General features: G+C 36.6%; 23 protein-coding genes. 9 read left to right on the forward strand and 14 right to left on the reverse strand.

Translation table 11 applies throughout. The features are described 5' to 3' along the window. Positions 1 to 92: 92 nt before the first annotated feature. The 3 genes from A6M14_RS11855 to A6M14_RS11865 all read right to left on the reverse strand — a co-directional run bounded on the left by A6M14_RS11855 (position 93) and on the right by A6M14_RS11865 (position 3846). A complete protein-coding gene (locus tag A6M14_RS11855) occupies positions 93 to 1079 on the reverse strand; it encodes a malate dehydrogenase (RefSeq protein WP_067868465.1) in 987 nt (328 codons plus the stop codon). Between the two features lie 171 nt (positions 1080 to 1250). Continuing rightward, positions 1251 to 1904, reverse strand: a complete 654-nt coding sequence (locus A6M14_RS11860) for a ribonuclease T2 family protein (protein WP_152875288.1) — start codon at positions 1902 to 1904, stop codon at positions 1251 to 1253. Positions 1905 to 1956: 52 nt separating this feature from the next. Then, complete coding sequence (locus A6M14_RS11865) at positions 1957 to 3846, reverse strand: lytic transglycosylase domain-containing protein (protein WP_421706153.1); 1890 nt, start codon at positions 3844 to 3846, stop codon at positions 1957 to 1959. A gap of 407 nt (positions 3847 to 4253) precedes the next feature. Here A6M14_RS11865 and miaB point away from each other — a divergent pair, with 407 nt between their 5' ends. The 3 genes from miaB to ybeY are packed head-to-tail and all read left to right on the forward strand — an operon-like array spanning position 4254 to position 7327. Beyond that, complete coding sequence (gene miaB / locus A6M14_RS11870; protein ID WP_152875292.1) at positions 4254 to 5708, forward strand: tRNA (N6-isopentenyl adenosine(37)-C2)-methylthiotransferase MiaB; 1455 nt, start codon at positions 4254 to 4256, stop codon at positions 5706 to 5708. 37 nt (positions 5709 to 5745) lie between these two features. Beyond that, positions 5746 to 6819, forward strand: coding sequence for a PhoH family protein (locus tag A6M14_RS11875; RefSeq protein ID WP_152875294.1), 1074 nt, complete (start codon positions 5746 to 5748; stop codon positions 6817 to 6819). A gap of 25 nt (positions 6820 to 6844) precedes the next feature. Then, positions 6845 to 7327, forward strand: coding sequence for an rRNA maturation RNase YbeY (gene ybeY / locus A6M14_RS11880; protein ID WP_152875296.1), 483 nt, complete (start codon positions 6845 to 6847; stop codon positions 7325 to 7327). A 166-nt stretch (positions 7328 to 7493) separates the two neighbouring features. On the opposite strand, the gene A6M14_RS11885 is transcribed toward ybeY, so the two are convergent. Further along, complete coding sequence (locus tag A6M14_RS11885; protein ID WP_152875337.1) at positions 7494 to 8372, reverse strand: energy transducer TonB; 879 nt, start codon at positions 8370 to 8372, stop codon at positions 7494 to 7496. Between the two features lie 228 nt (positions 8373 to 8600). Here A6M14_RS11885 and A6M14_RS11890 point away from each other — a divergent pair, with 228 nt between their 5' ends. The 3 genes from A6M14_RS11890 to A6M14_RS11900 all read left to right on the forward strand — a co-directional run bounded on the left by A6M14_RS11890 (position 8601) and on the right by A6M14_RS11900 (position 10794). Then, positions 8601 to 9275, forward strand: a complete 675-nt coding sequence (locus A6M14_RS11890; protein ID WP_152875297.1) for a hypothetical protein — start codon at positions 8601 to 8603, stop codon at positions 9273 to 9275. A 144-nt stretch (positions 9276 to 9419) separates the two neighbouring features. After that, positions 9420 to 10130 carry a DUF3108 domain-containing protein gene (locus tag A6M14_RS11895; protein WP_152875298.1) on the forward strand — a complete coding sequence of 237 codons (711 nt, stop codon included), beginning with the start codon at positions 9420 to 9422 and terminating at the stop codon, positions 10128 to 10130. A gap of 88 nt (positions 10131 to 10218) precedes the next feature. Further along, the gene (locus tag A6M14_RS11900) at positions 10219 to 10794 is read left to right on the forward strand and encodes a xanthine phosphoribosyltransferase (RefSeq protein ID WP_163121373.1); all 576 of its coding nucleotides are present in this window, start codon (positions 10219 to 10221) and stop codon (positions 10792 to 10794) included. 63 nt (positions 10795 to 10857) lie between these two features. Here the strand turns inward: A6M14_RS11900 and A6M14_RS11905 are convergent, their stop codons facing one another. Next, positions 10858 to 11712, reverse strand: coding sequence for a MetQ/NlpA family ABC transporter substrate-binding protein (locus tag A6M14_RS11905; RefSeq protein WP_152875300.1), 855 nt, complete (start codon positions 11710 to 11712; stop codon positions 10858 to 10860). A gap of 4 nt (positions 11713 to 11716) precedes the next feature. After that, positions 11717 to 12772: an isopenicillin N synthase family dioxygenase gene (locus A6M14_RS11910; RefSeq protein WP_152875301.1), complete on the reverse strand. Its 1056-nt coding sequence runs from the start codon at positions 12770 to 12772 to the stop codon at positions 11717 to 11719. A 303-nt stretch (positions 12773 to 13075) separates the two neighbouring features. On the opposite strand from A6M14_RS11910, the gene A6M14_RS11915 reads away from it, so the two are divergent. Continuing rightward, positions 13076 to 13432 (forward strand): hypothetical protein, encoded by a 357-nt coding sequence (locus A6M14_RS11915; RefSeq protein WP_152875302.1) that lies wholly within the window; start codon positions 13076 to 13078, stop codon positions 13430 to 13432. Positions 13433 to 13451: 19 nt separating this feature from the next. On the opposite strand, the gene wrbA is transcribed toward A6M14_RS11915, so the two are convergent. Next, entirely contained in the window at positions 13452 to 14045 is a 594-nt protein-coding gene (gene wrbA, locus A6M14_RS11920; protein WP_152875304.1) for an NAD(P)H:quinone oxidoreductase, read from the reverse strand. A gap of 114 nt (positions 14046 to 14159) precedes the next feature. On the opposite strand from wrbA, the gene A6M14_RS11925 reads away from it, so the two are divergent. Beyond that, complete coding sequence (locus tag A6M14_RS11925; RefSeq protein WP_152875305.1) at positions 14160 to 15407, forward strand: YihY family inner membrane protein; 1248 nt, start codon at positions 14160 to 14162, stop codon at positions 15405 to 15407. Positions 15408 to 15471: 64 nt separating this feature from the next. On the opposite strand, the gene yddG is transcribed toward A6M14_RS11925, so the two are convergent. Then, positions 15472 to 16374, reverse strand: a complete 903-nt coding sequence (yddG, locus tag A6M14_RS11930; RefSeq protein WP_152875306.1) for an aromatic amino acid DMT transporter YddG — start codon at positions 16372 to 16374, stop codon at positions 15472 to 15474. A gap of 8 nt (positions 16375 to 16382) precedes the next feature. Next, on the reverse strand, positions 16383 to 17315 hold the full coding sequence (locus A6M14_RS11935; protein ID WP_188110905.1) for an EamA family transporter: 933 nt from the start codon (positions 17313 to 17315) through the stop codon (positions 16383 to 16385). Positions 17316 to 17418: 103 nt separating this feature from the next. On the opposite strand from A6M14_RS11935, the gene A6M14_RS11940 reads away from it, so the two are divergent. After that, positions 17419 to 18210 (forward strand): helix-turn-helix domain-containing protein, encoded by a 792-nt coding sequence (locus A6M14_RS11940; RefSeq protein ID WP_152875307.1) that lies wholly within the window; start codon positions 17419 to 17421, stop codon positions 18208 to 18210. 62 nt (positions 18211 to 18272) lie between these two features. Here A6M14_RS11940 and A6M14_RS11945 read toward each other — a convergent pair whose 3' ends face one another. From A6M14_RS11945 to A6M14_RS11965, 5 genes are all read right to left on the reverse strand, one after another. Continuing rightward, positions 18273 to 18677 carry an ExbD/TolR family protein gene (locus A6M14_RS11945; protein WP_152875309.1) on the reverse strand — a complete coding sequence of 135 codons (405 nt, stop codon included), beginning with the start codon at positions 18675 to 18677 and terminating at the stop codon, positions 18273 to 18275. Next, complete coding sequence (locus A6M14_RS11950; RefSeq protein ID WP_152875311.1) at positions 18677 to 19300, reverse strand: MotA/TolQ/ExbB proton channel family protein; 624 nt, start codon at positions 19298 to 19300, stop codon at positions 18677 to 18679. The genes A6M14_RS11945 and A6M14_RS11950 overlap by 1 nt, the downstream gene beginning before the upstream one ends. Before the next feature lie 20 nt (positions 19301 to 19320). Then, positions 19321 to 20118: an energy transducer TonB gene (locus A6M14_RS11955; RefSeq protein WP_152875313.1), complete on the reverse strand. Its 798-nt coding sequence runs from the start codon at positions 20116 to 20118 to the stop codon at positions 19321 to 19323. Between the two features lie 227 nt (positions 20119 to 20345). After that, positions 20346 to 21212: a formyltetrahydrofolate deformylase gene (purU, locus tag A6M14_RS11960; RefSeq protein WP_152875315.1), complete on the reverse strand. Its 867-nt coding sequence runs from the start codon at positions 21210 to 21212 to the stop codon at positions 20346 to 20348. Between the two features lie 76 nt (positions 21213 to 21288). Further along, positions 21289 to 21990, reverse strand: coding sequence for a TetR/AcrR family transcriptional regulator (locus A6M14_RS11965; RefSeq protein WP_152875317.1), 702 nt, complete (start codon positions 21988 to 21990; stop codon positions 21289 to 21291). Positions 21991 to 22044: the final 54 nt, after the last annotated feature.

Raw genomic sequence — 22044 nt, forward strand, 5'->3', positions numbered from 1 at the left:
GATTTATGACGGAAGTCTATTATTTCATTAATTTTGTATAAAAAAAGCACTCCAAATGGAGTGCTTTTTTAACTTAATCTTGAAAGATTAAATTATTTAAGCATGTCAGCAATTGCTGCGCGCTCTTCTTCAAGTTCGTTCAACGTGAAGTTGATACGTTCACGGCTGAATTCGTCGATTTCAAGACCTTGAACGATTTTGTATTCACCGTTTTCAGTTGTTACAGGGAAACCGAACATTACACCTTCAGGGATACCGTAAGAACCGTCTGAAGGAATACCCATAGTTACCCATTCGCCATTTGTGCCAAGAGCCCAATCGCGCATATGGTCGATTGCAGCGTTAGCAGCAGAAGCAGCAGAAGATAAACCACGAGCTTCAATGATTGCAGCGCCACGTTTACCAACTGTAGGAAGGAATGTGTTTGCATTCCATTCTTGATCGTTGATCATATCTTTAACGCTTTCACCGTTGATTGTTGCAAAACGGTAGTCAGCATACATTGTTGGAGAGTGGTTACCCCAAACAGTAAGGTTTTTAATGTCTTTAACTGCTTTACCAGTTTTAGCAGCAATTTGAGATGCCGCACGGTTGTGGTCAAGACGCAACATTGCTGTGAAGTTTTTCGCAGGAAGATCTGGAGCAGAGTTCATAGCGATGTAAGCATTCGTGTTAGCAGGGTTACCTACAACAAGAACTTTAACGTCACGGCTAGCAACTTCATTAAGTGCTTGACCTTGACCGATGAAAATTTCACCGTTTACTTTTAATAAGTCAGCACGTTCCATACCAGGACCACGAGGACGTGAACCAACTAATAATGCATAGTCAGCATCTTTAAATGCAACTTTAGGATCATCAGTACCGATCATGTCTTCTAGAAGTGGGAATGCACAGTCCTGAAGCTCCATCATTACGCCTTTAAGCGCTTGTTGAGCTTTCTCAAAAGGAACTTCTAATAGCTGAAGAATAACTGGTTGGTCTTTACCCAACATTTCACCGCTTGCGATACGGAATAATAAGCTATAACCAATTTGACCAGCTGCGCCAGTAATGGCAACACGAACTGCTTGCTTCATGTAATTATCTCCAATTGAGAGGATAGTCAATGCAATTAAATAGCTGTTCTATTTAATCTTAATCATCATAAACGGCAAAGATTGTACTCCAATCATTCGCTTGATGCATGTAAAACAGAATCTAATTGAACAAAAGTCTCATAGAAAATATAAATTAAAAGCCTAAAAAGCTTAGTAAGAACCTTTAATTGTAAATGTACTTGGACAATTAGAAACGACATTGCTTGAACACGATTTATACTGTCCATTTGTCGCGTAGCAAATATTTAATTCAGTTAAATAACTTGTATTACGATTTTTTGCACATTGAAAGCGCAACGAACTTACAGGCAAGCCTTTATTTAATCTCGTTAACATTGTTTGAAGTGCAAGTGTATGAATTTCCGTTGTTTGCTGCCCTGTCATGACCGATGGAATTTTCAAGTGATCTGCATAATTAATAATGGTTCTAAAATACTGACTCGCACTCATAGATGTACATCCACCAACAGCGCCCCACAATTGTCGACGCGCGGCCTCATCTGGCATAACACGAGCAACCACTTTTGCTTGTAAAGGCGTTAAAGTTGCAGATGAATTAGTACTACAATCTCTACGAGAAGTTTCAGGGTACAAACCTTGAATGTTTAAAGTATAACCTTCCAAACATTTCCGTTTTTTGACTTTAGATGTATCTAGAAGACATATAGCAGGTGTCATTTGAATTTCTAAAACATAGCCTGCAGGTGTATTTGCAAAAAGATGAGGTGTAACAATGCTTAAACCAAACATGCTGAGAATAAGCATACCCAGTTTCATCATCTTCTGTTGAACACCTTTTTTCATCTTTTAAATACTCATCAAAGTCATGACTTTTACTAGACCAAGTCTAAGTCGTCTATTGCCCAGTACTACGCAAAGGAATGTCTTGCATACGCTTACCAATAGATTGTGAACCTTGACCTAGCAATAAACCATAGTGAACCGCATTGGTCATGACATGTTTTACATAATCACGTGTTTCACTCAAAGGAATGGTTTCTGCATATTGATCAGCAGCAATGCTCTGATATTCAGGTTGCCAACGGCGTGCACGATTAGGTCCTGCGTTATATCCTGCAGTTGCTAAAACAGGGCTATTACTGAGTTGATTCTGAATAGTCGATAAGTAATATGTACCATATCTAATGTTTACATTCATATCACTTAATGCAGCAGGATTATAAGTTTCACCCATTTTACGAGCAACCAATTTCGCTGTTTCAGGCATAATTTGCATAAGACCACCTGCCCCAACATGTGAGCGAGCCGTGGTATTAAAACGACTTTCCTGACGCATTAAACCATAGGCCCAAGCAGGATCGATTCCTGCATTTTGACTATGATTTACAACATAATCTCGATGTGGCGTTGCATAGCCATAAACATAATTGTGTTTATTCACTGTACGATCTGCCGCATAAATCGCGCGATCATACCACCCCATATCTGTTGCACGTTTCGCAGCAGCAAGAATCAGTTCATCATCTTGTTTTAAATATGCTTGTCGAACTGCCCAGTTCCACTCACGGTTAATATAAGTCGCAGGTGCGCCCACATCTCTTAAAGCAAATGCTCGATTAAAATGAATATCTTGGCTTAAACGCTGAATATCTTTACTAGAAGGCTCGTAACTTGATGCAAGATTATAGGTTTGTCCTACATGATCTTTAGCCAATAGATTGTGATATCCAGTTCCTTCTGCAAGTTTTTTAAATATTTCTTTAGATGTACGTTTAGATGCAGAATCTGAACGCTGCTCATATGCACGTGCCAACCAATACTGCCAACGCTCTTCTTGACGTTGAGTAACAGACATTGAATCAATGGCACGAATTAAGCTTTCCCACGCACTAAAACGAATGGCTTGTCTTGCATAAATTTCAGCTTCTTCTGGGCTAAATGGCAGTCCGTAACTTGCATCTAGTGCTTTCAATACATCTTGATTGAAATTATTTTTCATCACCGTTGTGCCACCAATATAGCCAACAGTGCGATATATCGCTTTTTGGATTTTATCTGGAGTACCTTCCGCACTACGATTCATGGAAGATAATGCTGAGTTTAAATCGCTATCCGCCACACGTCCTATCGCATAAATTAAATATGCATAGTCAGCATCTGAAGCTTTTGGCGCAGACCAAATATAATTTAAAGGATTTGCTTGAATAGAATTAAATTGTGCAAGCGTTAAATTGAGTCCCAAGCTTTGTGCCGTTGCTACAGCCAAACCACTTTTTCCTGAACGCAATTGCCCCCAAAGACGCTGTTCTTTATCTTCTTTGGTCATTAAAGGACTTGATGACATCATACGTGCCAAGCCATGACAAAAATCAGATTGTGAATCTGTTGTGAGCCAAACATCTTTAAATTCTGCAAAAACTAAAGGATCACCTGAATGCGCACGTACTTGAGCCATTGCACAGCTTTCAGCTTTATCAGGATTCGAAACATACTGTAGTACAGGTATAGGACTCGAAAAATCCGATTGTTTTACTTTTTCTTCGACATAATCTGCTGCCAGCTTTTCAGCCATTGCAGACTGAGGATAGCGCTGAGCAAAACTTATAATTGCACTTGATGGCTGAAAAGCCAAATTGTTATTTAAATTCCAATATTCTGGGTAATAGCCCAAAACATCATTTTGCATAGAGTTTTGATATTGTTGTAAGGCTTGTGTATTTCCTGAATTTGCAGCTTTCAAGGCATCATTAAACTGCTCATCTCCTGCATAAGCAAAAGAAAACATACACAAAGAACCCATACCCAACACAAGACTTTTATAGCGTTTTTTTTCTTTTTTAATCTTTGTGAGCATATTTATGCTTTCTCTCATTACTGTGCCTTTTATATATAGAAATTAACCAACAGCAAATGTAGTTTAGTTATTCTAAAACAACTCTACTGTTCTGTTGTGTAACCTCATGATTCAACAATATTAATTTTCAAACAATTTTAGTCCATAAATCAATACAAATACGTGTTTATTTTAAATTATAAGTTTCTAACATTTTCCTGCTAAACTATGCGCCTTCTTACATTCCTTGAATTTTGCTCAGTATTTATGATGCAGATGGAACCCACGTGTACATACACTAGGTCTAAAATTCTGACATAAGAGCATGTTTCATAAAGATTTATCCTTTAGGAGCCTACATGACGGTTCAAACCTTCATTCCCAATAGTGCCCAAGCTGCCTCAGAAAACACTGTTACCCAGCCACAGCACACCCCAGCCAACGGTTCAGTCAAAAAACTGTTCATCGAAACGCAAGGGTGTCAGATGAATGAGTATGACAGTCACCGTATGGCAGACCTTTTAGGCGACTCACACGGTTATGTGCTAACCAAAGACCCGAAAGATGCAGATATTCTTCTCATGAATACCTGTTCTATTCGTGAAAAAGCACAAGAGAAAGTATTCTCTGAACTGGGTCGCTGGCGCAAGCTGAAAGAAAAAAATCCTGACCTGATTATTGGTGTAGGTGGCTGTGTTGCATCTCAAGAAGGTGACAACATTCAAAAACGTGCCAATTATGTCGATATGATTTTTGGCCCACAAACATTACACCGTTTGCCACAAATGCTTGACCAGCACTTTGAGCAAATAGAAAAACCAAAGAAAGATAAAATCAAGTTGGTTGATATTTCTTTCCCAGACATTGAGAAATTCGACTTTTTACCTGAACCACGTGTTGAAGGTCATAAAGCATTTGTTTCAATTATGGAAGGATGTTCTAAATACTGTTCATTCTGCGTTGTACCTTATACACGCGGTGAAGAAGTTTCTCGTCCACTTGATGATGTACTTGCTGAAATTGCAACTTTGGCAGAAAAAGGCGTTCGTGAAATTTCTCTTTTAGGTCAAAACGTAAATGGCTACCGTGGTGAAACTTTCGAAGGTGAAATTTGCACATTTGCAGACTTACTTCGTTTAGTTGCAGAAATCCCGGGAATTGGTCGTTTACGCTATACCACATCTCACCCGCTTGAATTTAACGATGACTTAATTCAATGCTACCGAGATTTACCACAAATGGTTTCTCATCTTCACCTGCCTGTACAAAGTGGTTCAAACGATGTACTTCAAGCAATGAAACGTAACCATACCATCGACGTTTACATCGAAAAAATTGCCAAGTTACGTAAAGTCCGTCCAGATATGCATTTATCTTCAGATTTCATTATTGGTTTCCCTGGTGAAACAGATGAAAACTTTGAAGAAACATATCAGTTTATTAAAGATATGGATTTTGACCATTCTTATAGCTTTGTTTACTCAAAACGTCCGGGTACGCCTGCCGCAGAATTGGAAGATACCATTCCTGAAGATGTGAAAAAAGAACGTTTAGGCAAAGTTCAAAAATGGATTAAACGTTCAAGTATCGATAAAACTGATGCGATGCTTGGCACAATTCAACGCGTTCTTATTGAAAAAATTTCAGACAAAGATCCTAACCTTTTAGTCGGCACAGCAGACAACACTCGTTATGTCACATTTATTGGTGATGCATCTTGGGTAGGTCGCTTTGCAGAAATTGAAATTACTGAAATAAAAACTTTAAATTTAGTTTACGGTGAGCTCTTGAATCTTGAACCTGACGTGGCGTAATGTAGGGTTATAACAAGATTACTTTTAAGGAACTCTCTTGACTGCAACGATTCGACGTACAGTAGCTTTTCCTGGTGTTTCAGTAGACCGTTTAAAAAGTATGTTAGGTGCTTATAACGGTCACTTAAAACAAATCGAACAACGTTTAAATGTCCAAATTTCCCATCGTGGCGAAGAATTCTTTGTCGATGGAAATACAGAAGCAGTCGAGAGAGCCGAAAGTTTGCTCCAACGTCTGCACAATGAAGCTGAAACATCTCAGCAAATTTCCTCAGACACCTTGCATCTTATGATTCAAGGTAGCCAAACAGACCATGAACTACAAACAGATTTAGACCAAGAACATACTGGCCTAGAAGATGTTTATTTACAAACTCGAAAAGGTCGCATCAACCCGCGTGGTGCGAACCAAAAGCGTTATGTACAACGCATCTTACAAAGTGATATTTCTTTTGGTATTGGCCCTGCAGGTACAGGTAAAACTTATCTTGCAGTTGCAGCCGCAGTAGATATGCTTGAACGTAATGAAATTCAACGTATTTTACTTGTGCGCCCTGCTGTTGAAGCAGGTGAAAAACTAGGGTTTTTACCTGGTGATTTAAGCCAAAAAATCGACCCTTACCTTCGTCCACTTTATGATGCATTGTACGAAATGCTTGGCTTTGAGAAGGTTGCAAAACTCATTGAACGCCAAGTCATTGAAGTTGCACCACTTGCTTATATGCGTGGTCGCACACTAAACCATTCTTTCGTCATTTTAGATGAAGCACAAAACACCACACCTGAACAAATGAAGATGTTCTTAACGCGTTTAGGTTTTGGTTCACGTGCCGTCATTACTGGCGATGTAACGCAAGTCGATTTACCTCGAGGACAACAATCAGGTTTATCACATGCTTTACGTGTCATTGAAAATGTCAAAGAAATTCATATTACCCGCTTCCATTCTCGCGATGTTGTGCGTCACCAATTAGTTCAAAAAATTGTAGAAGCATACGAAGGATGGGACAGCGATCAACAACGTCTTAGCGCAGAAGCTCGTGCGGAACGTAAAGCACTCCAAGCGGCATTAATTGCTGAAAACGATACAGCAGCCGATGCACAAGACTAATTTAAACATGATTTAAGGATTTGTTTTGAAACTGAGTCTTTCCCTACAACAGGACTTTCAATCCCCTGAATTGGTTTTGAAACGTGCACATATTAAGAAAGTTGTAGAAACAGCTTTACGTCATATCGACACAAAAAGCGATTGTGAAATTGGTATTGCTTGTGTAGATAACGATGAAAGTCACAAGCTCAACTTGGAATATCGTGGCAAAGATAAACCGACCAATGTTTTATCTTTCCCAAGTGACCTTCCCGATGAAATGGCTGAAATTTTAGATTCATTTCCTATTGGCGATTTAGTCATTTGCATTCCTGTTGTATTAGGTGAAGCTCGGGAGCAAGACAAACTTCCATTGACTCATTTCACACATATGCTTGTACATGGAACTTTACATTTAATGGGCTATGACCATGAAACTTCTGATGAAGATGCAGAAGAAATGGAAGCATTAGAAATTGAAATTTTAGCCAAGTTAGGATTTGAAAATCCTTATTTGGAACAAAATTAATTTCATCAATAAAAAAGCGAGCTACGGCTCGCTTTTTTATTAGAGGTTTTATGAGGACCCCTCCCTAACCCTCTCCTACAAGGAGAGGGAACTTTAATTATTAACAAATTATAATTAAAAGCCCCCTCCCTTTGAGAGGAAGGGTTTTCATATACAGTTAAATAACTTAATGCACTTCAATTTCTGCTTCAGCAGGATCAAAACGCCATGTACGAATAATTCGAAGTTCGGATATATCTTTCATTTTAGAGTCGAAAGCCCCGAATGGCGCTGCTTTACGTACCGATGCTTTTGCAGCTTCATCTAAAACCATATGACCAGAACTATCAATTAAACGAATTGCTCGAATACCACCGTTTGCATTTAGAATCACCATTAAACGAACTTCGCCAGATAAACGCATTTGTTTCGCTTGATCTGGATAATAACGGTTACCGTAAAATTCAACTTTTTCACGGAACTTATCCATATAAGCAGCCGAAACATCTTTTTTCGCCTGAATACCATCTAAAGTTTTTACTTTTTGAGTTCGACTAAAATTTTGCTGACGTTTTAAATATTGTGCTTCAATACTTGCAACCATAGAAGCTTTTGCTTGAAATTGACTGTTTAGCTCTTCCATCGCTTTTTTACGATTGTTTTGTTCGGCTTCTTTTTTCCAACTTAAAGTGGTCATTAACACTTTTTCTTCAAAGCTCAACTCACGTTGTTGTTGCATTCGTTCTAGGCTTTCAAGTTCTTTATCACCAGTACTGACATCTTCCATAGCAGCAGGCATATCACTCGATATACGATGCGCTTCACGAAAAGTCCCCGACCCTTGTTGATCTTCTTGTGCTAAAAAATCTGCATTTTTAACTTCTGTTTCGGCAGGACGAATAGAAACAGCAATATCTTTTGTAGACGTATCCGATTTGGTTGGTTCTGCAAATTGCAAAGTTAAAACAATAAGATGCAATATTCCTGCAACCAATAATGCCGCAGTAAAAATAGAATCTTGCCACCAGTGGCTTTTTAATGGTATTAAAAATGTTTTAATCGACATCACAATAAACGGACAAAAGTCAGTTTTCCCAAACTGTAAAAACAGAATAATATAGACCAAGTTATCTATTTACATAGATAACAGTGAAACCTATCAATAAATAAACTAAGCTTATAAACTATTGAAAATGGTGCTATTTATTTTGATAAACTGCAAGTGATAAACTCGTATTTTTAATATAATTAAAGTCATTTGAGTCAAAGATAGACCCAATTTTTGGAACACGATATGCAAACGCTCATCTCAAATATCTCCAACCGCTTAAAACAAGCTTATCAAAAAGCTGAAGATTACATTGAAGACGAACGTGAATTTCCCATGTCTCAAGTGTTTCTTAATGCGACTTTTCAACGTTTCGTTACAGATAACGTAAAAATGCTCAAAGACCTTCATGCAGATTTGCACGATGATTGGTTACGTCTATATGCAACACTCGATTATAACGGGTTGAGTATTACCTTAAGCGTAGACTTAAAACTCGCGCTCATGGAGCTAAACAAGAAATCTCAACTTATTGTATTTGAACAAATTAGTGAAACCACGATTCTTGACGCAAAATATCCAAGTATTTTCCATAAAGGTGGTGTGAAATGTGCATTATGGTTCTATCAAAAAGTTTTAAATAAAGATCCTTTAGGCATGATTTTAGAAAAGCTCAATGTCATTAAAGTAAAAGATGATTTACTTTACCTAGATTTAAACCGCTGGTTAGGCAAAAATAAATCAATTATTGAGACTTTGGCTAAAGTAAATGTAAACCATGCCGTACTTCGTGAAGCTCAACTTGTTGTAATGGGTAACGTTAATTTAATGGCACTTTTTAGTAAGATGTCGAGTGAGCGAATCGAAAGTAATATTGAAGATTTAAGTGATGTTGTCGTAACACCGATTAAGCAAAAATAGCACTTGAAACAACTTTAATTCGATACATTTTAGATACAGAAAATTGAGAAATACTGGATTTATCTCCATGATCTATCTGCATAATTATTTAAACAAGTTTTAATCTGTGGATACACATATCCCTGACTAATAGGAACTCAACTTATGGCTAAACATATTTTAAAAGCTCTCAGCCTTTCTGCAATTACTGCAACCGTGGTAATGGGCGGTATTTCAAGCCAAGCTTTCGCAATGAGTCCATTTCAAGCAGGTTATCAATTTAACTACAATGGTAAAAATATTGGCTCGGCTACACGTACGTTAAGCCAATCTGGTAATAATTGGACTTATGTATTTGCTGCTAAAGCTGTTGGTTTAGCATCGGCAACTGAAACAAGTAAATTTACCTTTAATAATAAGCAAATCTCTTCATCAAATTTTAGTCGTACGAGTAAAGTTCTTGTACATAACAACACCATGTCAATTAACTTCAACCCAAGTACCAAACTAATTAACACCAAAAAGGATGATACCAACCGTTCTTTTGCATGGAAATCTGGTGTGCTTGATGAGCTAAATGCAGAACTACAATTACGTGAAGATCTTAAAAATGGTGCTTTAAAATCGGCATATTTGCTTGCTGATGCAAAAGAAATTGAATCACGTCGATTTGTGAAACAAGGTAATGAACAAGTTAAAACCAATTATGGTACTTTCGATACCATGAAAGTTGTTTTAAAACATGAAAAACCTGGTCGAGAAACTATTTTCTGGTTAGCACCTAAATTAGATTATCTACCTGTAAAAGTTACTCATGTCGATAAAAAAACATCTTATGGTTTGTTACTAACAAGCTATAAAGGGCAAACTAATTAATTATTTTTTCAATTTTGCTTGCTTTTTTTCAGTTGCTTTTTAAAATACGCTTTTGCTTTAAAAAGCAACTGCTCTTGAGGATTCTCCCGTGCAAGCACTTGAACAGAAAATCTTAGCTGAAGGTATCGTCCTATCTGAGGAAGTTCTGAAAGTCGATTCTTTCTTAAATCACCAAATTGACCCTGCAATGATGCAACTCATTGGTCAAGAATTTGCTCGTCTATTCAAAGATGCTGGCATCACCAAAATCATTACCATCGAAGCTTCAGGTATTGCTCCTGCTGTGATGGCTGGTTTAGAACTTGGTGTTCCTGTAATTTTTGCACGTAAATACCAATCTTTAACGTTGAAAGATGATTTGTATCGCTCAAAAGTTTTCTCTTTCACTAAGCAAATTGAAAGCACTATTGCGATTTCAAACAAACACATCAGCTCAACTGATAAAGTTTTAGTGATTGATGATTTCTTGGCAAATGGTCAAGCTGCTTTAGGTCTTGCAGACTTAATTCATCAAGCAAATGCTGAAGTTGTTGGTATTGGTATTGTGATTGAAAAATCTTTCCAACCAGGTCGTGATTTGCTTCTTGAAAAAGGTTACCGCGTAGAATCTTTAGCACGTGTTAAATCTTTAGTAAACGGTACTGTTGAATTTGTTCGCGATTAATTTTGTGAATATAAAAAAGCGCCTTTTTTAGGGCGCTTTTTTTATTGCTTCATTTTTTAATTTCTAATTAAGCGTTGATACAGGCTGATTAATATCGAGCTTGGTACCACCAAAATTTTTTTGAATATATTCTTCAACAAATGGTTGATGATATAGCGTATTTAATTTCTGTAAGTTTTTATCATCTTTACGGTCTTTTCTTACCACTAAAATATTAATATTTTCGACCACTTTGTTTTCAACGGTTTCATGTGAAAGAGAATCTTGAATCACATTTAAACCACTTTCTAAAGCATTTGTATTTCCAATTGCCACCACATCTACATCATCTAAAACACGTGGTCCTTGCGCCCCTTTCACTAACTTAATTGAAATCTGTTTCGGGTTTTTTTCAATATCATTTAAGCCACCCGATATTGGATTGAAATTCGCTTTCAATTGAATCACTTTTGCTTGTTCCAAAAGTTTCAGCGCACGAGATGTATTTGCCACATCATTTGGAATTGCAACTACAGCCTTTTGCGGTAAGTCATCTAAGCTTTTATAGCGTTTTGAATATAGCCCCATAGGTTCTAAATAAGTGGTTGCTATGGCTTCAAGTGGCTCGCCTTTCAATTTATTAAATGCTTTAAAATAAGCCCAAGACTGAAATGCATTCACATCAACTTCTTTGTCTATAACCGCCTGATTCAGTGCGACACCATCATTAATTTCTTTCACTTCAATGTCTAAGCCTAGCTGTTTAGCTTCTTTAGATTGCGCAATATATTTCCAAATTTGCGCATCTGAACCAATAGAACCTAAAACAATTTTATCGGTTTCAGTTTGTGCGACTGTTCTCTCTTCTTTTTGTGTAGAGCATGCGACCAATGAAACTGCAACAACTGCCGAAACAACCGTTTTTATTAAGTTTTTCATCTTATTACCTTATATTATTTTGTATTTCAGCATATTGCTTAGGATAAAATTTTTGCGTCACATCTAAATGTGAGCGTAAGCGACTTTTAATACTATTCTGACCTGCATTTTTAAGAATGACGTTCAACGGATCGCTCGTTGGACCTTTTGCCAACTTCTGTAACTCAGGCGCAAGTTCTAAAACAGGAATTTCTCCTGAAAATAAATTAGGCGAAATAAAATAAGCCACAGAATAACGATCTTGCTGTGTTGGTGAATGAACTTGGTGGACGTTAGCAACTAAATATCCGTTTGTTGCTAGCTCTAAAATTTCACCAATATTGATAATAAAAGCATCTTCCACGTAGGGGATATCAACCCAATCATCACCCTTTAACACTTGTAAACCGCCTGTTTGGTCTTGCAACAACAAGGTTAAAATATTGGAGTCTTTATGCGCACCAACACCTTGATGATAAGAATCATCAACTTTTGGATAATGAATTAACTTCAGCAATTCATTTGGAGAACCTGAAATTAGATGATCTAAAGCATCTTCTTTTTGCCCTAAAGCCAACATAAATGCATGAAGTAAGTCGATGGCGATTTGCCTTAAATCATTTAACCAAGCTGTCGTGATTTCTTGAAATTCAGACCATTCTTTCGGCCATTGATTGGGTCCTTGCATACGCGCCCATAATGGTGTTTCATCATTTACAGCTAAAGCGTCTAACTCAGGTCCAATATCAATCTGTTCACGAAAATCGGGAACATTTCTTGTATTTTCTGCATTTGGTTGGCTATATCCACGAAAGTGCGGTGAATTAATCATTGCCAATTCATCTTTTTTATTTTGATCTAAACTAAAAAATTGTTTAGAAATATTCTGAATCTCTTCAATTCTTTGCTTTGAAATACCATGCCCAACCAAATAGAAAAAACCAATTTCTTTGGCAATGGTTTGTAAATCTTTTAAAAATTGAGCCTGACTATCCTCTCGCTTAAACAACTCCAAATTCAATATCGGTAAAGAATCAATATCAAAGTCGGAGCTGTGTTTAGCCAAATTTAAATTACTCATGAACGTTTTACTTATCCAATTCCATCAACTGAAATAAAAATAGCGCGACAATCTACTTTCAAAAAAATCATAAAAAGATCATTCTTTATTCTATTTTATGCATTAGGATATTTTTTATATCTATTTTAATAAGTTAGATTAAAACCACGCACTTAATTGTTTTTATGAGATATTTTTCACTTAAACAGATATACGATTTTTTTTGGAAGATTGTGCATATAACTTATTTGGAAATAATCGGTTAAACTCAAATGAGAAAATAATGTGTTCTTATTAAAAACACACCGTTCAAGGAATAAAATCATGCAATGCCCAAAATGTGGATCTAGCGAAATTGAACAACGCAACCATGAGCAAAACTTACAAAAATTAGGTGGCGTATTACTCAGTGGTGCAGGAGCAACCGCAGGTACCGTAGGCGGAGCAGCATCTGGTGCATCTATTGGCGCTGCCATTGGAACGGTTGCAGGTCCTTTAGGTATTATTGTGGGTGGAACTGTTGGCACTTTTATTGGTGCAATTAGTGTGGGTGTAACAGGTGGGTTTCTAGGCCATCGTGTTGGTAAAAAAGCAGGTGTAATTGTAGATCAAAACATTTTCTTAGATTACCAATGCAGCAAATGTGGCAAACGCTTTAAGGCAGAAAAAAAGGAGAATTAATATTCTCCTTTTCATTTTATTATTTCAATAACTTCAACGCTGTTTCTGCAAGTCTTCTGCCCTGCTCTTCACATAAGCATTTTTCATCTTGGCTTAAGCTTTGATCATGTCGAGCACCACTAACATGCGTTGCACCATAAGGTGTTCCACCTGTTTTTGTATTCGATAACGCGGGCTTTTCATTGGTTAAACCCAAAATAATCATACCGTGATGAAACAATGGTGGAAGCATTGTTAATAAGGTGCTTTCCTGCCCGCCATGCATAGAACCCGAAGCCGTAAACACGCTTGCAGGCTTATTATGCAATGCACCGTTTAACCATAAACTTGTGGTTTGATCTAAAAAGTATTTCAGTTCCGATGCCATATTACCAAAACGCGTTGGCGAACCTAAAGCTAGACCAGAACAGTTTGCTAAATCATCTAAGCTACAATAAATATCGCCATCACTTGGAATACTTGGCTCTGCTTCTTTTACCACAGTCGATAAATTTGGAACTGTACGAATTTTTACAGCCATTCCAGTAGATTCAACACCATTTGCAATTAAATGTGCCATCTCTTTTGTTGAGCCATATTTACTGTAATATAGAACTAAAATATAAGGTTGCATATTTTTAACAAACAGAACAAAAAAGAAAACTATACGGTATTTTTATCTTTTTTTGGGTAAGCTTATTAAAGAAAGTTGAGAAATATCACTAAAAACAATTGAGATTACTAAAGCATGATCATTGAGTATTTTAAAAAACTACCTTTTTATGAAAAGACATGGTTTCAGTTTATTCTATTTGTTTTACGTCGCTTTGAAGCAGATCGTTGCCGTGAACAAGCAGGCTCTTTAACCTATACAACACTGTTTGCGGTTGTACCAATGCTCACCGTTTTTCTTGTGATTATTTCTTCAATTAAAGCACTAGAACCTGCCAGACAACAATTACAACAGCTTATCTATAGTAACTTCTTACCCAACACTACCATTGCTTTTGATAAAGCACTCAGTGCATTTACTGAAAAATCGAGTAATTTAACCGTCATTGGCGTGCTCTTTTTATTCTTCACCACAGTCATGATGCTTACAAGCATTGAAACGGTGTTTAATCGTATTTGGCGGGTAAAAGAAACCCGTGGCGGCATTTTAGGTTTTATGCGTTATTGGACCATTATTTCTTTGGGACCAATTTTACTTGGAAGTGCTTTTGTTATTTCATCAACACTCGCTTCAATGAATGTATTAAGTAATAACTTTGCTGGTTATGAACTAGATGGTGCACTTATTTTATGGGTGATTTCGTTTTCTTTATCTATTCTTGGTTTTTTTATTCTGAACTGGACTATTCCAAACAGAAATGTCCCGATTAAAGCTGCATTTATTGCAGGCTTATTCAGTGCAATTGTATTTGAATTACTGAAAAATTTATTCGGCTACACCATGTCGAATTTTACCAGTTATCAAATTGTTTACGGCGCTTTTGCTGCTGTCCCTATTTTCCTGTTATGGATTTTCCTCTCTTGGAATATTGTTTTACTTGGTGTTGAAATTAGCTATGCACTGACTGCATTCAACTCAGGAAAAGATCAAAAATATCATCCATTACTTATGCTTTTAGACTTACTTGAGCTGTTTTATAAAAAACAAAAAATCGGAAAATCTGTCAGTGAACATGAAGCATTAGAAGTTTTAGGACGTGATGAAATTGGACGATTACCTTCGTATATTTTAATGCTAGAAAAACAAGATTTAATTAAACGCACAGATGACGATAAATTTGTACTTGTTCGAAACCTATCACAAGTCGATTTTTGGAGTTTTTATAGCAATCTCCCCTATTCACTCCCACATAAACACGATATTGGAGATGACTTTAAAGCAAATGAGTGGATGGAAAAAATAGGACCTGCTCTTATTGAGGCCGATGATTACTTATCTGCAAAACTTTCAATTCCACTTTCAAAAATATTTGAAGCAAAGTAAAAGTTAATCTTTTCACAGACATTAAAAAGCCCTCTTAATTGAGGGCTTTTTATCATGCATTTGCTTAATTTTTAAATTCATTTTGAATATTTGCAAAAGTACATTTCCAGCAAATTAATGCCCCAACTGTTACCAATGCCGTGCCAATCCAAAAAGCAAAAGAAGGAATCACACCTAAAATAAGCATAGACATCATAGATGATAAAATTGGCATGAAATACGTTGCCAAAATTAAAACTTGGATATTTCCAAATTGTAAACTTTGATTCCAATTGCTATATGCAATACCAATTAAGCTTCCAACAACTGCTATTGCCAACCATAAATTCAAGCTTGGCATAATGAATTGCTCATTTAATGCAAAATGTAAAACCCATAAAGCAACAGCAGTAAGCACAAAAAATAACGGTACTGCATTACAACCTTGCGCATATTTTTTCGTTAAAACACTATAACAAGGCCATAAAAGTGCGCCCAAAAATGCAAATAAATATGCTTTTGGATTTTGTGCTAATACATGAATAAACTGAGCTACATCTAATATTCTTGGATTCACGACAAGTAATAAACCAATCACAGCCAAAATAAATCCAACAAAAACAAAATTATTAAAATTTAATTGCTTTGCAAACATTGAAAATAAAATGGTAATAGGTGGCCATAAATAGTTAATCATGGCAATAATTAAGACTTGTTCATGGTTATGTGATAGCGCAATAGAAATTAAGAATAAAATTTCATAGCTCACAAATAAAATACCGCAACCGTACAAATAGGCTTTGGGCATTTCTTTAAGTGAAGGCATGCTTCCAAATATTAAAATGCACAAAGCACTAAAACTGTAAATCATGGCTATACCTGAAACAGGCGTAACTTGTTCAGTAATCAGTTTTACAACTGCTACTAAACTTGCCCAAATTAAAATTGAACTAAAGCCAAGCCACGTATATTTATTTACAGTATTCATTTTAAAATTTATCTAAGAGATTTAGGAAAAGCTAAACTGCGTTTAATCCATTGATGCAAAGTCACAATAAATACTCCTGCCATAACTAGCAAAGTACCTAAAATAAAGTTGGTTTCAATATTTTCATTTAAAAATGCAACGCCAAAGACCATACCAAAAATTGGCGTTAAAAAGGAGAAAACCCCCAAACCATTGGCTAAATATTTTCTAAGCAACCAAAACCAAAGCAATAAACTAAAGAAAGACATCACAAACACATGAAATGCCAAGCTACTTATAGCAAGTACAGTCCAATGAATTACCGTTTGTCCTGTAAAATAAGCGACAGGCAATAAAAAAAGACACCCTCCCACCAATTGATAGAAAAGCGTTTGTGTAGGATGTGCATCACCTAGTTTTGTTAAGCGTAAAGAAATTGTTGTCAATGCCCACATAATACCTGCACATAACGCTAAAGCATCACCAAACAAAACTTGCTGTAAATTGATACCTACTTTTTGTTCACGCCCAATAAAGGACAAAACAATACCTGAAAATGCAATGAAAATACCGCCCCATTGAATTGTAGATAACCGCTCTGATGGCAATTTCCAATGCAAACCTAAAGCTACAAAAATTGGAGCCGTATACAGCAATACCACTGTATGAGATGCCGATGTAAAGCGTAAAGCTTCAGCCACAAAAATAAACTCAGCAGAAAATAAAAATGCGAGCCAAATACCTGGCAAGACATACTCTTTGGTATATAAATGCGTTCCTTTCGGTAATTGAATAAGTGGATACACTAAAATTGCAGCTAAACCCGATCGAATGGCAATTTGCATAATCGGTGATATATCAGGCGCTGCCAATTTCAGCACCACCTGCTGTATTCCCCAAACAATACACAATATAACCATTAAGCCAGATGCTTGTGCATCTAGCGACTTACGCAATTCCACGATGCTTACTCAATTACAACAAAGAAACACACTATAAAACTGTCGTAAATTAAATATATAATCTTATTCAGACAAATAATCATCTTATTCAGGCAATTTTCACATGGGCAAAAATCGCAACGATGATATAAGCACCTTCAAACAGCTCAAAACCAATGATGAGATTATTGCCCCTCTCTGGATTCATTTTAGAGAAGACCCTGCTCAGTCGGTTTATCCTGTGCATGGACATGCTTGGGGTGAGTTTGTGTATTCATTTAATGGCGTTCTAGAAGTGAATATCGCCAATAATGATTACATCACCCCACCACCTTATGGTATTTGGCTTCCGCCCAACTTAAAACACAGTGGTTTGAATAGAACACAAGTCTCTCATGGCACTTTATATGTCCATGAAAACCTCTGCGCACACTTACCTAAACATGCAGGCATTATGCTCACCACGCCGCTTGTGAGTGCGTTATTACATCAATTACGTGATTATCCTAAAGATCTGAATGATCCTGCACATATGCGCTTACTTTATGTTTTGCTTGATCAATTAAAGGATGCAGAAATAATTCGCACTTATTTACCACATTCAAATCATTCAGGGCTTAAACAAATTTTAGATTACTTACATCAAAACCCATCAGATCATAGTTCTTTAGAAGAACTTGCAAAAATGAGTAATATGACCGAACGTACTCTTGCTCGTTATAGTCAAAAAGAACTTGGTATGTCGTTAAATGAATGGCGACAAAGGCTGAAAGTAATGAAAGCCATGTCGATGCTGAATGAAGGTAAAAAAGTGGAAAGTATTGCGCTCGATTTAGGCTATTCCAACGCGACAGCTTTTATTAATATGTTTAAACGATGGATGAACCTGACGCCCGATCAATTTCGTAAGCGTTAACTTTAAATTTGAGCACAAAAAAGCGACCCACTTGGATCGCTTTTAGAAAAAATTTCTAAATATTAGTTTTCATTTACAAAGGCAATATCACTGAGTCCGGCTTCACTCGCACGTGACATCACTTGTGCAACAGTATCGTATTTAGATTCTTTATCTGCACGCAGTTGTACAGTTGGTTTTTGCTCTTGCTGACCAGCTTCATTAAAACGAGTTTCTAACTCATCCAAAGTGATCATTTTATCATCCCAAGCCACATCACCATTTACATTAATACTTACCGTAATTGCTTTTGGTGGTTGATCTTGAATTTCAGCAGATGTTTGCGGCAAAGTTAATGGAATCGATGGGTTGGCAACGGTCGCAGTCACCAAGAAGATGATCATCAATACCAACATAATGTCGATAAGTGGAATGAGGTTCATCTCATTCATGCCACTATCGTTGTCTTCACCCAATTGAAAAGCCATTAAACTTGACCTCCAACTAAACCTTTTCCTGTTTCTTGTACTTCAACTTTTTGAGCTGATGAATCTTGTTGCAACATGGTGTCAATTAATAAGCTATGTGCATGATCTTGCAATTCATTGCTTAATGTTTTGTTGAAACGTGTGCAAATGTTATATGCAATAACCGCAGGAATTGCGACCGCTAAACCAAAGCCAGTCATAATAAGTGCTTCACCTACAGGTGTTGCAACTTGAGCCAAACCTGCTTGACCACTTTTACCAACAGCAACTAAAGCATGGAAAATACCCCAAACTGTACCAAATAAACCAACAAATGGTGCAAGTGAAGCAATTGTTCCAAGTACTGCAACGCCTTTTTCAGCAGAAGATTTTTCAACAGAAATTTGACGAAGAAGTGCTTGCTCTGCAACCGCTTTACGTTGTTCAAACGATAACGGTGAAAGCTTATTTTTCAATGCATTAATAGCTTTAGAAAGTTGAGCATAAGCAATTTGTTTCAGTTGGCGCGTTCCTATTAAACGTAAAATAAGGACGGTCCATGTCGTAATCGACATCACCAATAATACAAAATACAGCGTTTTGCTGACTGCATCTGCATGTTGCCAATAAACTGAAAAGTTCATACTCGAACTCCTGATAAATGTTAGCCGTTAGAATTCAATGTAAGTTCAAATGGTTGATCCGCTTTAAACGGATATGAAATACCATTTTCCTTATAAGGTTTGAATTTTGCACTTTTTACAGCGCGTACAATCTTTTGATCAAGGGCATCTATACCACTTGATTTAATTACTCTTACATTGGTGATGCTACCCTTCGCATCTGCTTCAATAGAAACAACAATAATGCGATTAGAGCCTTGTAAATCTTTGTTTGTATAAACTGGTTTTGGTGAACGTGACCAAGAAATTTGACCGATGTTTAGCTTTTTCGGAGTATTCATTTCTTGTTGACGACGTTGATTTTCACGTTGTTCATTTGCAAGGCGTTCAGCTTGTTCACGTTGCTGTTGATCACGCTGTTGTTGCTCTAAACGCTTTTGTTGTTCTTGCTGTTCTTGTTGCTGCTTTAATTTGTCTAAACGCTCTTGATCAACTTTCTTTTTATCTACAACTTCTTCTTTAGGTTGAACCTTTTTCTCAGTTACTTTTTGCTTTTGAGTAATAATTTTAGGTTGTACAACAGGCTCAACAACAACTTTGGGTTCTGGTTTTGGCGGTTGAACAACTGGTTTTACGGGTTCAACCACCGGTTCATCTGCAATTGTTACGAAACGAACACTCATTGGTTTGGTTTCGTTTGGCTTGATTTCTAAAGTCTTGATATGACTCAAAGCCCACATAATACTCAAATGTCCGACAATTACTGCAGTTAAAGCAATAATGACTTTCTTTTTCATCGGATTATGTTCAGGCATTATAGGTGCGGCAGATTGAGTCATTAAATTCTGTTACCTTCAAAAGAAAATTGCAGTTTCAAAGCAGCAATTAAACTTATCGGTTTGTACAATTAAAGTGGCACAATGATAAATGAGAAGTGTTTTCATTTGCAACATTTAATTTGTCTATTTTTATTACTTTTTTATTGATTTATATTACTTGTGATTCATATCTTCAATAAAAAAAGGCATACTTTTAGTATGCCTTTTTATCTGTATCAAATAAAGACTTATTGGAATACAACAGTCTTATTACCATCTACAATAATTCGATCTTCTAAATGCCATTTAACCGCACGTGCCAACACATTACGCTCTACATCTTGACCTAAGTCACGAAGTTGATCCACGGTAAAGTCATGGCTTACACGTTCAACATCTTGCTCAATAATAGGACCTTGATCTAGGTCTGCTGTTACATAATGAGCTGTTGCACCAATAAGCTTCACACCCTTTTCATGCGCTTGTTTATAAGGATTTGCACCTACAAAAGCAGGCAAGAATGAATGATGGATATTGATCACTTTCATTTCCCATTTTTTTACAAATTCTTCATCTAGAATTTGCATATAACGTGCAAGCACAAGCAAGTCATTACCTTGCATCAACTCATCAATTTGTGCATAAGCTTCACGTTTATTTTCTTTATTTACAGGTACAACTTCAAATGGAATACCAAAGTTTTCTACAGACTCACGTAATGTGTCGTGGTTAGAAACAACTTTCGTAATTTCACATGGTAAACCACCACGCGCATGACGCCATAAAAGCTCAAGCAATGCATGGTCTACTTTTGAAACCAAGATACCTACTTTTTTAACATCGCTCACTAAAGCCAAACGCCATTGCATTTCATAACGTTCAGCAACATTCGATGCAAAAGTTTGGGTTAGGTTTTCTTTACGGCTTTGTAAGTTATCTAGCTCAAACTCAACACGCATAAAGTAACGCCCGCCCTGAGCCGCTGTAGCGTATTGATCAAGAGCTGTAATATTCGCTCCTTGATGATACAAAAAGCTAGAAACAGCTTGCACAATACCTGGTTTATCTTCACAGGTAATTAACAAACGTGCAGTGTTGGCAGTCGTCATATTCATGTTGTTTTATATCGCTAATCAGTAAATTAAAATAAGCCGAGTATTCTAACGCTTTTCTATTGCAGACAAAATAGAATTATTCACTATCTATTTTTTTTGCAGATGAAAGACTTTCGAATAATTCAGATGAACCAAAAGATTCCAATAATCCTTCATACGTATTTCTGCTTTCACCACGCAAATAAGCACCTTCTAAGAAGACCATTTGACGTAAAGCTTGCCATACCCACTTTTCTTCCAATGTATTTGAATCTTTAATATGACCCGACATATAAAGGAAGTTTGTCCAGTTGGTCAAAACAATCCATAAATTAATGGTTAATGCTTCAATTTCTGAATCCGTCATTTCCATCAAGCCAGCTTTCACAAAAGCCTTATAGACCTTCTGCCCTTGCTGCATCACTTGACCTGCAAAACGTGGATACATTTTTCTGAAGTCTTCGTTATTCTCAACCAAATGATAAACGTCACGATGCAAGAAACGATATGCCCATAATTGGCTACTTAATACTTGGAAATAACGAATTTTATCATTTGCATCTAAAACTCGATCATCTGGTAATGCCAACATTTCAAGCGTTTCAGATTGATACTGCTCCATTAACTCTTTAATGATTTCACTTTTATTTCGGAAATGATAATACAAGTTACCAGGGCTCATATTTAGCTCAGCGGCAATATGATTCGTTGTTACTGAACGCTCACCGCGCTCATTAAACAATTGCAAACTTAGCTGTAAAATACGCTCTTTGGTTTTGACCGTTTTTGACTGAGACATCCTGACATAACCATCTGTATATAATGTTAACAAACTAACATGAAGTATCTTGAC

This window comes from Acinetobacter portensis (genome assembly GCF_009372215.1).
Classification (GTDB): Bacteria; Pseudomonadota; Gammaproteobacteria; order Pseudomonadales; family Moraxellaceae; genus Acinetobacter; species Acinetobacter portensis.

Coding starts and splice junctions, on each gene's coding strand:
- A6M14_RS11925 (WP_152875305.1), top strand. CDS start 14,160: ATGATCATTGAGTATTTTAAAAAACTACCTTTTTATGAAAAGACATGG.
- A6M14_RS11855 (WP_067868465.1), bottom strand. CDS start 1,079: ATGAAGCAAGCAGTTCGTGTTGCCATTACTGGCGCAGCTGGTCAAATT.
- yddG (WP_152875306.1), bottom strand. CDS start 16,374: ATGAATACTGTAAATAAATATACGTGGCTTGGCTTTAGTTCAATTTTA.
- A6M14_RS11905 (WP_152875300.1), bottom strand. CDS start 11,712: ATGAAAAACTTAATAAAAACGGTTGTTTCGGCAGTTGTTGCAGTTTCA.
- A6M14_RS11915 (WP_152875302.1), top strand. CDS start 13,076: ATGCAATGCCCAAAATGTGGATCTAGCGAAATTGAACAACGCAACCAT.
- A6M14_RS11955 (WP_152875313.1), bottom strand. CDS start 20,118: ATGACTCAATCTGCCGCACCTATAATGCCTGAACATAATCCGATGAAA.
- A6M14_RS11895 (WP_152875298.1), top strand. CDS start 9,420: ATGGCTAAACATATTTTAAAAGCTCTCAGCCTTTCTGCAATTACTGCA.
- A6M14_RS11890 (WP_152875297.1), top strand. CDS start 8,601: ATGCAAACGCTCATCTCAAATATCTCCAACCGCTTAAAACAAGCTTAT.
- A6M14_RS11910 (WP_152875301.1), bottom strand. CDS start 12,772: ATGAGTAATTTAAATTTGGCTAAACACAGCTCCGACTTTGATATTGAT.
- A6M14_RS11860 (WP_152875288.1), bottom strand. CDS start 1,904: ATGAAAAAAGGTGTTCAACAGAAGATGATGAAACTGGGTATGCTTATT.
- A6M14_RS11940 (WP_152875307.1), top strand. CDS start 17,419: ATGGGCAAAAATCGCAACGATGATATAAGCACCTTCAAACAGCTCAAA.
- purU (WP_152875315.1), bottom strand. CDS start 21,212: ATGAATATGACGACTGCCAACACTGCACGTTTGTTAATTACCTGTGAA.
- A6M14_RS11965 (WP_152875317.1), bottom strand. CDS start 21,990: ATGTCTCAGTCAAAAACGGTCAAAACCAAAGAGCGTATTTTACAGCTA.
- A6M14_RS11945 (WP_152875309.1), bottom strand. CDS start 18,677: ATGGCTTTTCAATTGGGTGAAGACAACGATAGTGGCATGAATGAGATG.
- A6M14_RS11865 (WP_421706153.1), bottom strand. CDS start 3,846: ATGTTTTCTTTTGCTTATGCAGGAGATGAGCAGTTTAATGATGCCTTG.
- wrbA (WP_152875304.1), bottom strand. CDS start 14,045: ATGCAACCTTATATTTTAGTTCTATATTACAGTAAATATGGCTCAACA.
- miaB (WP_152875292.1), top strand. CDS start 4,254: ATGACGGTTCAAACCTTCATTCCCAATAGTGCCCAAGCTGCCTCAGAA.
- A6M14_RS11950 (WP_152875311.1), bottom strand. CDS start 19,300: ATGAACTTTTCAGTTTATTGGCAACATGCAGATGCAGTCAGCAAAACG.
- A6M14_RS11885 (WP_152875337.1), bottom strand. CDS start 8,372: ATGTCGATTAAAACATTTTTAATACCATTAAAAAGCCACTGGTGGCAA.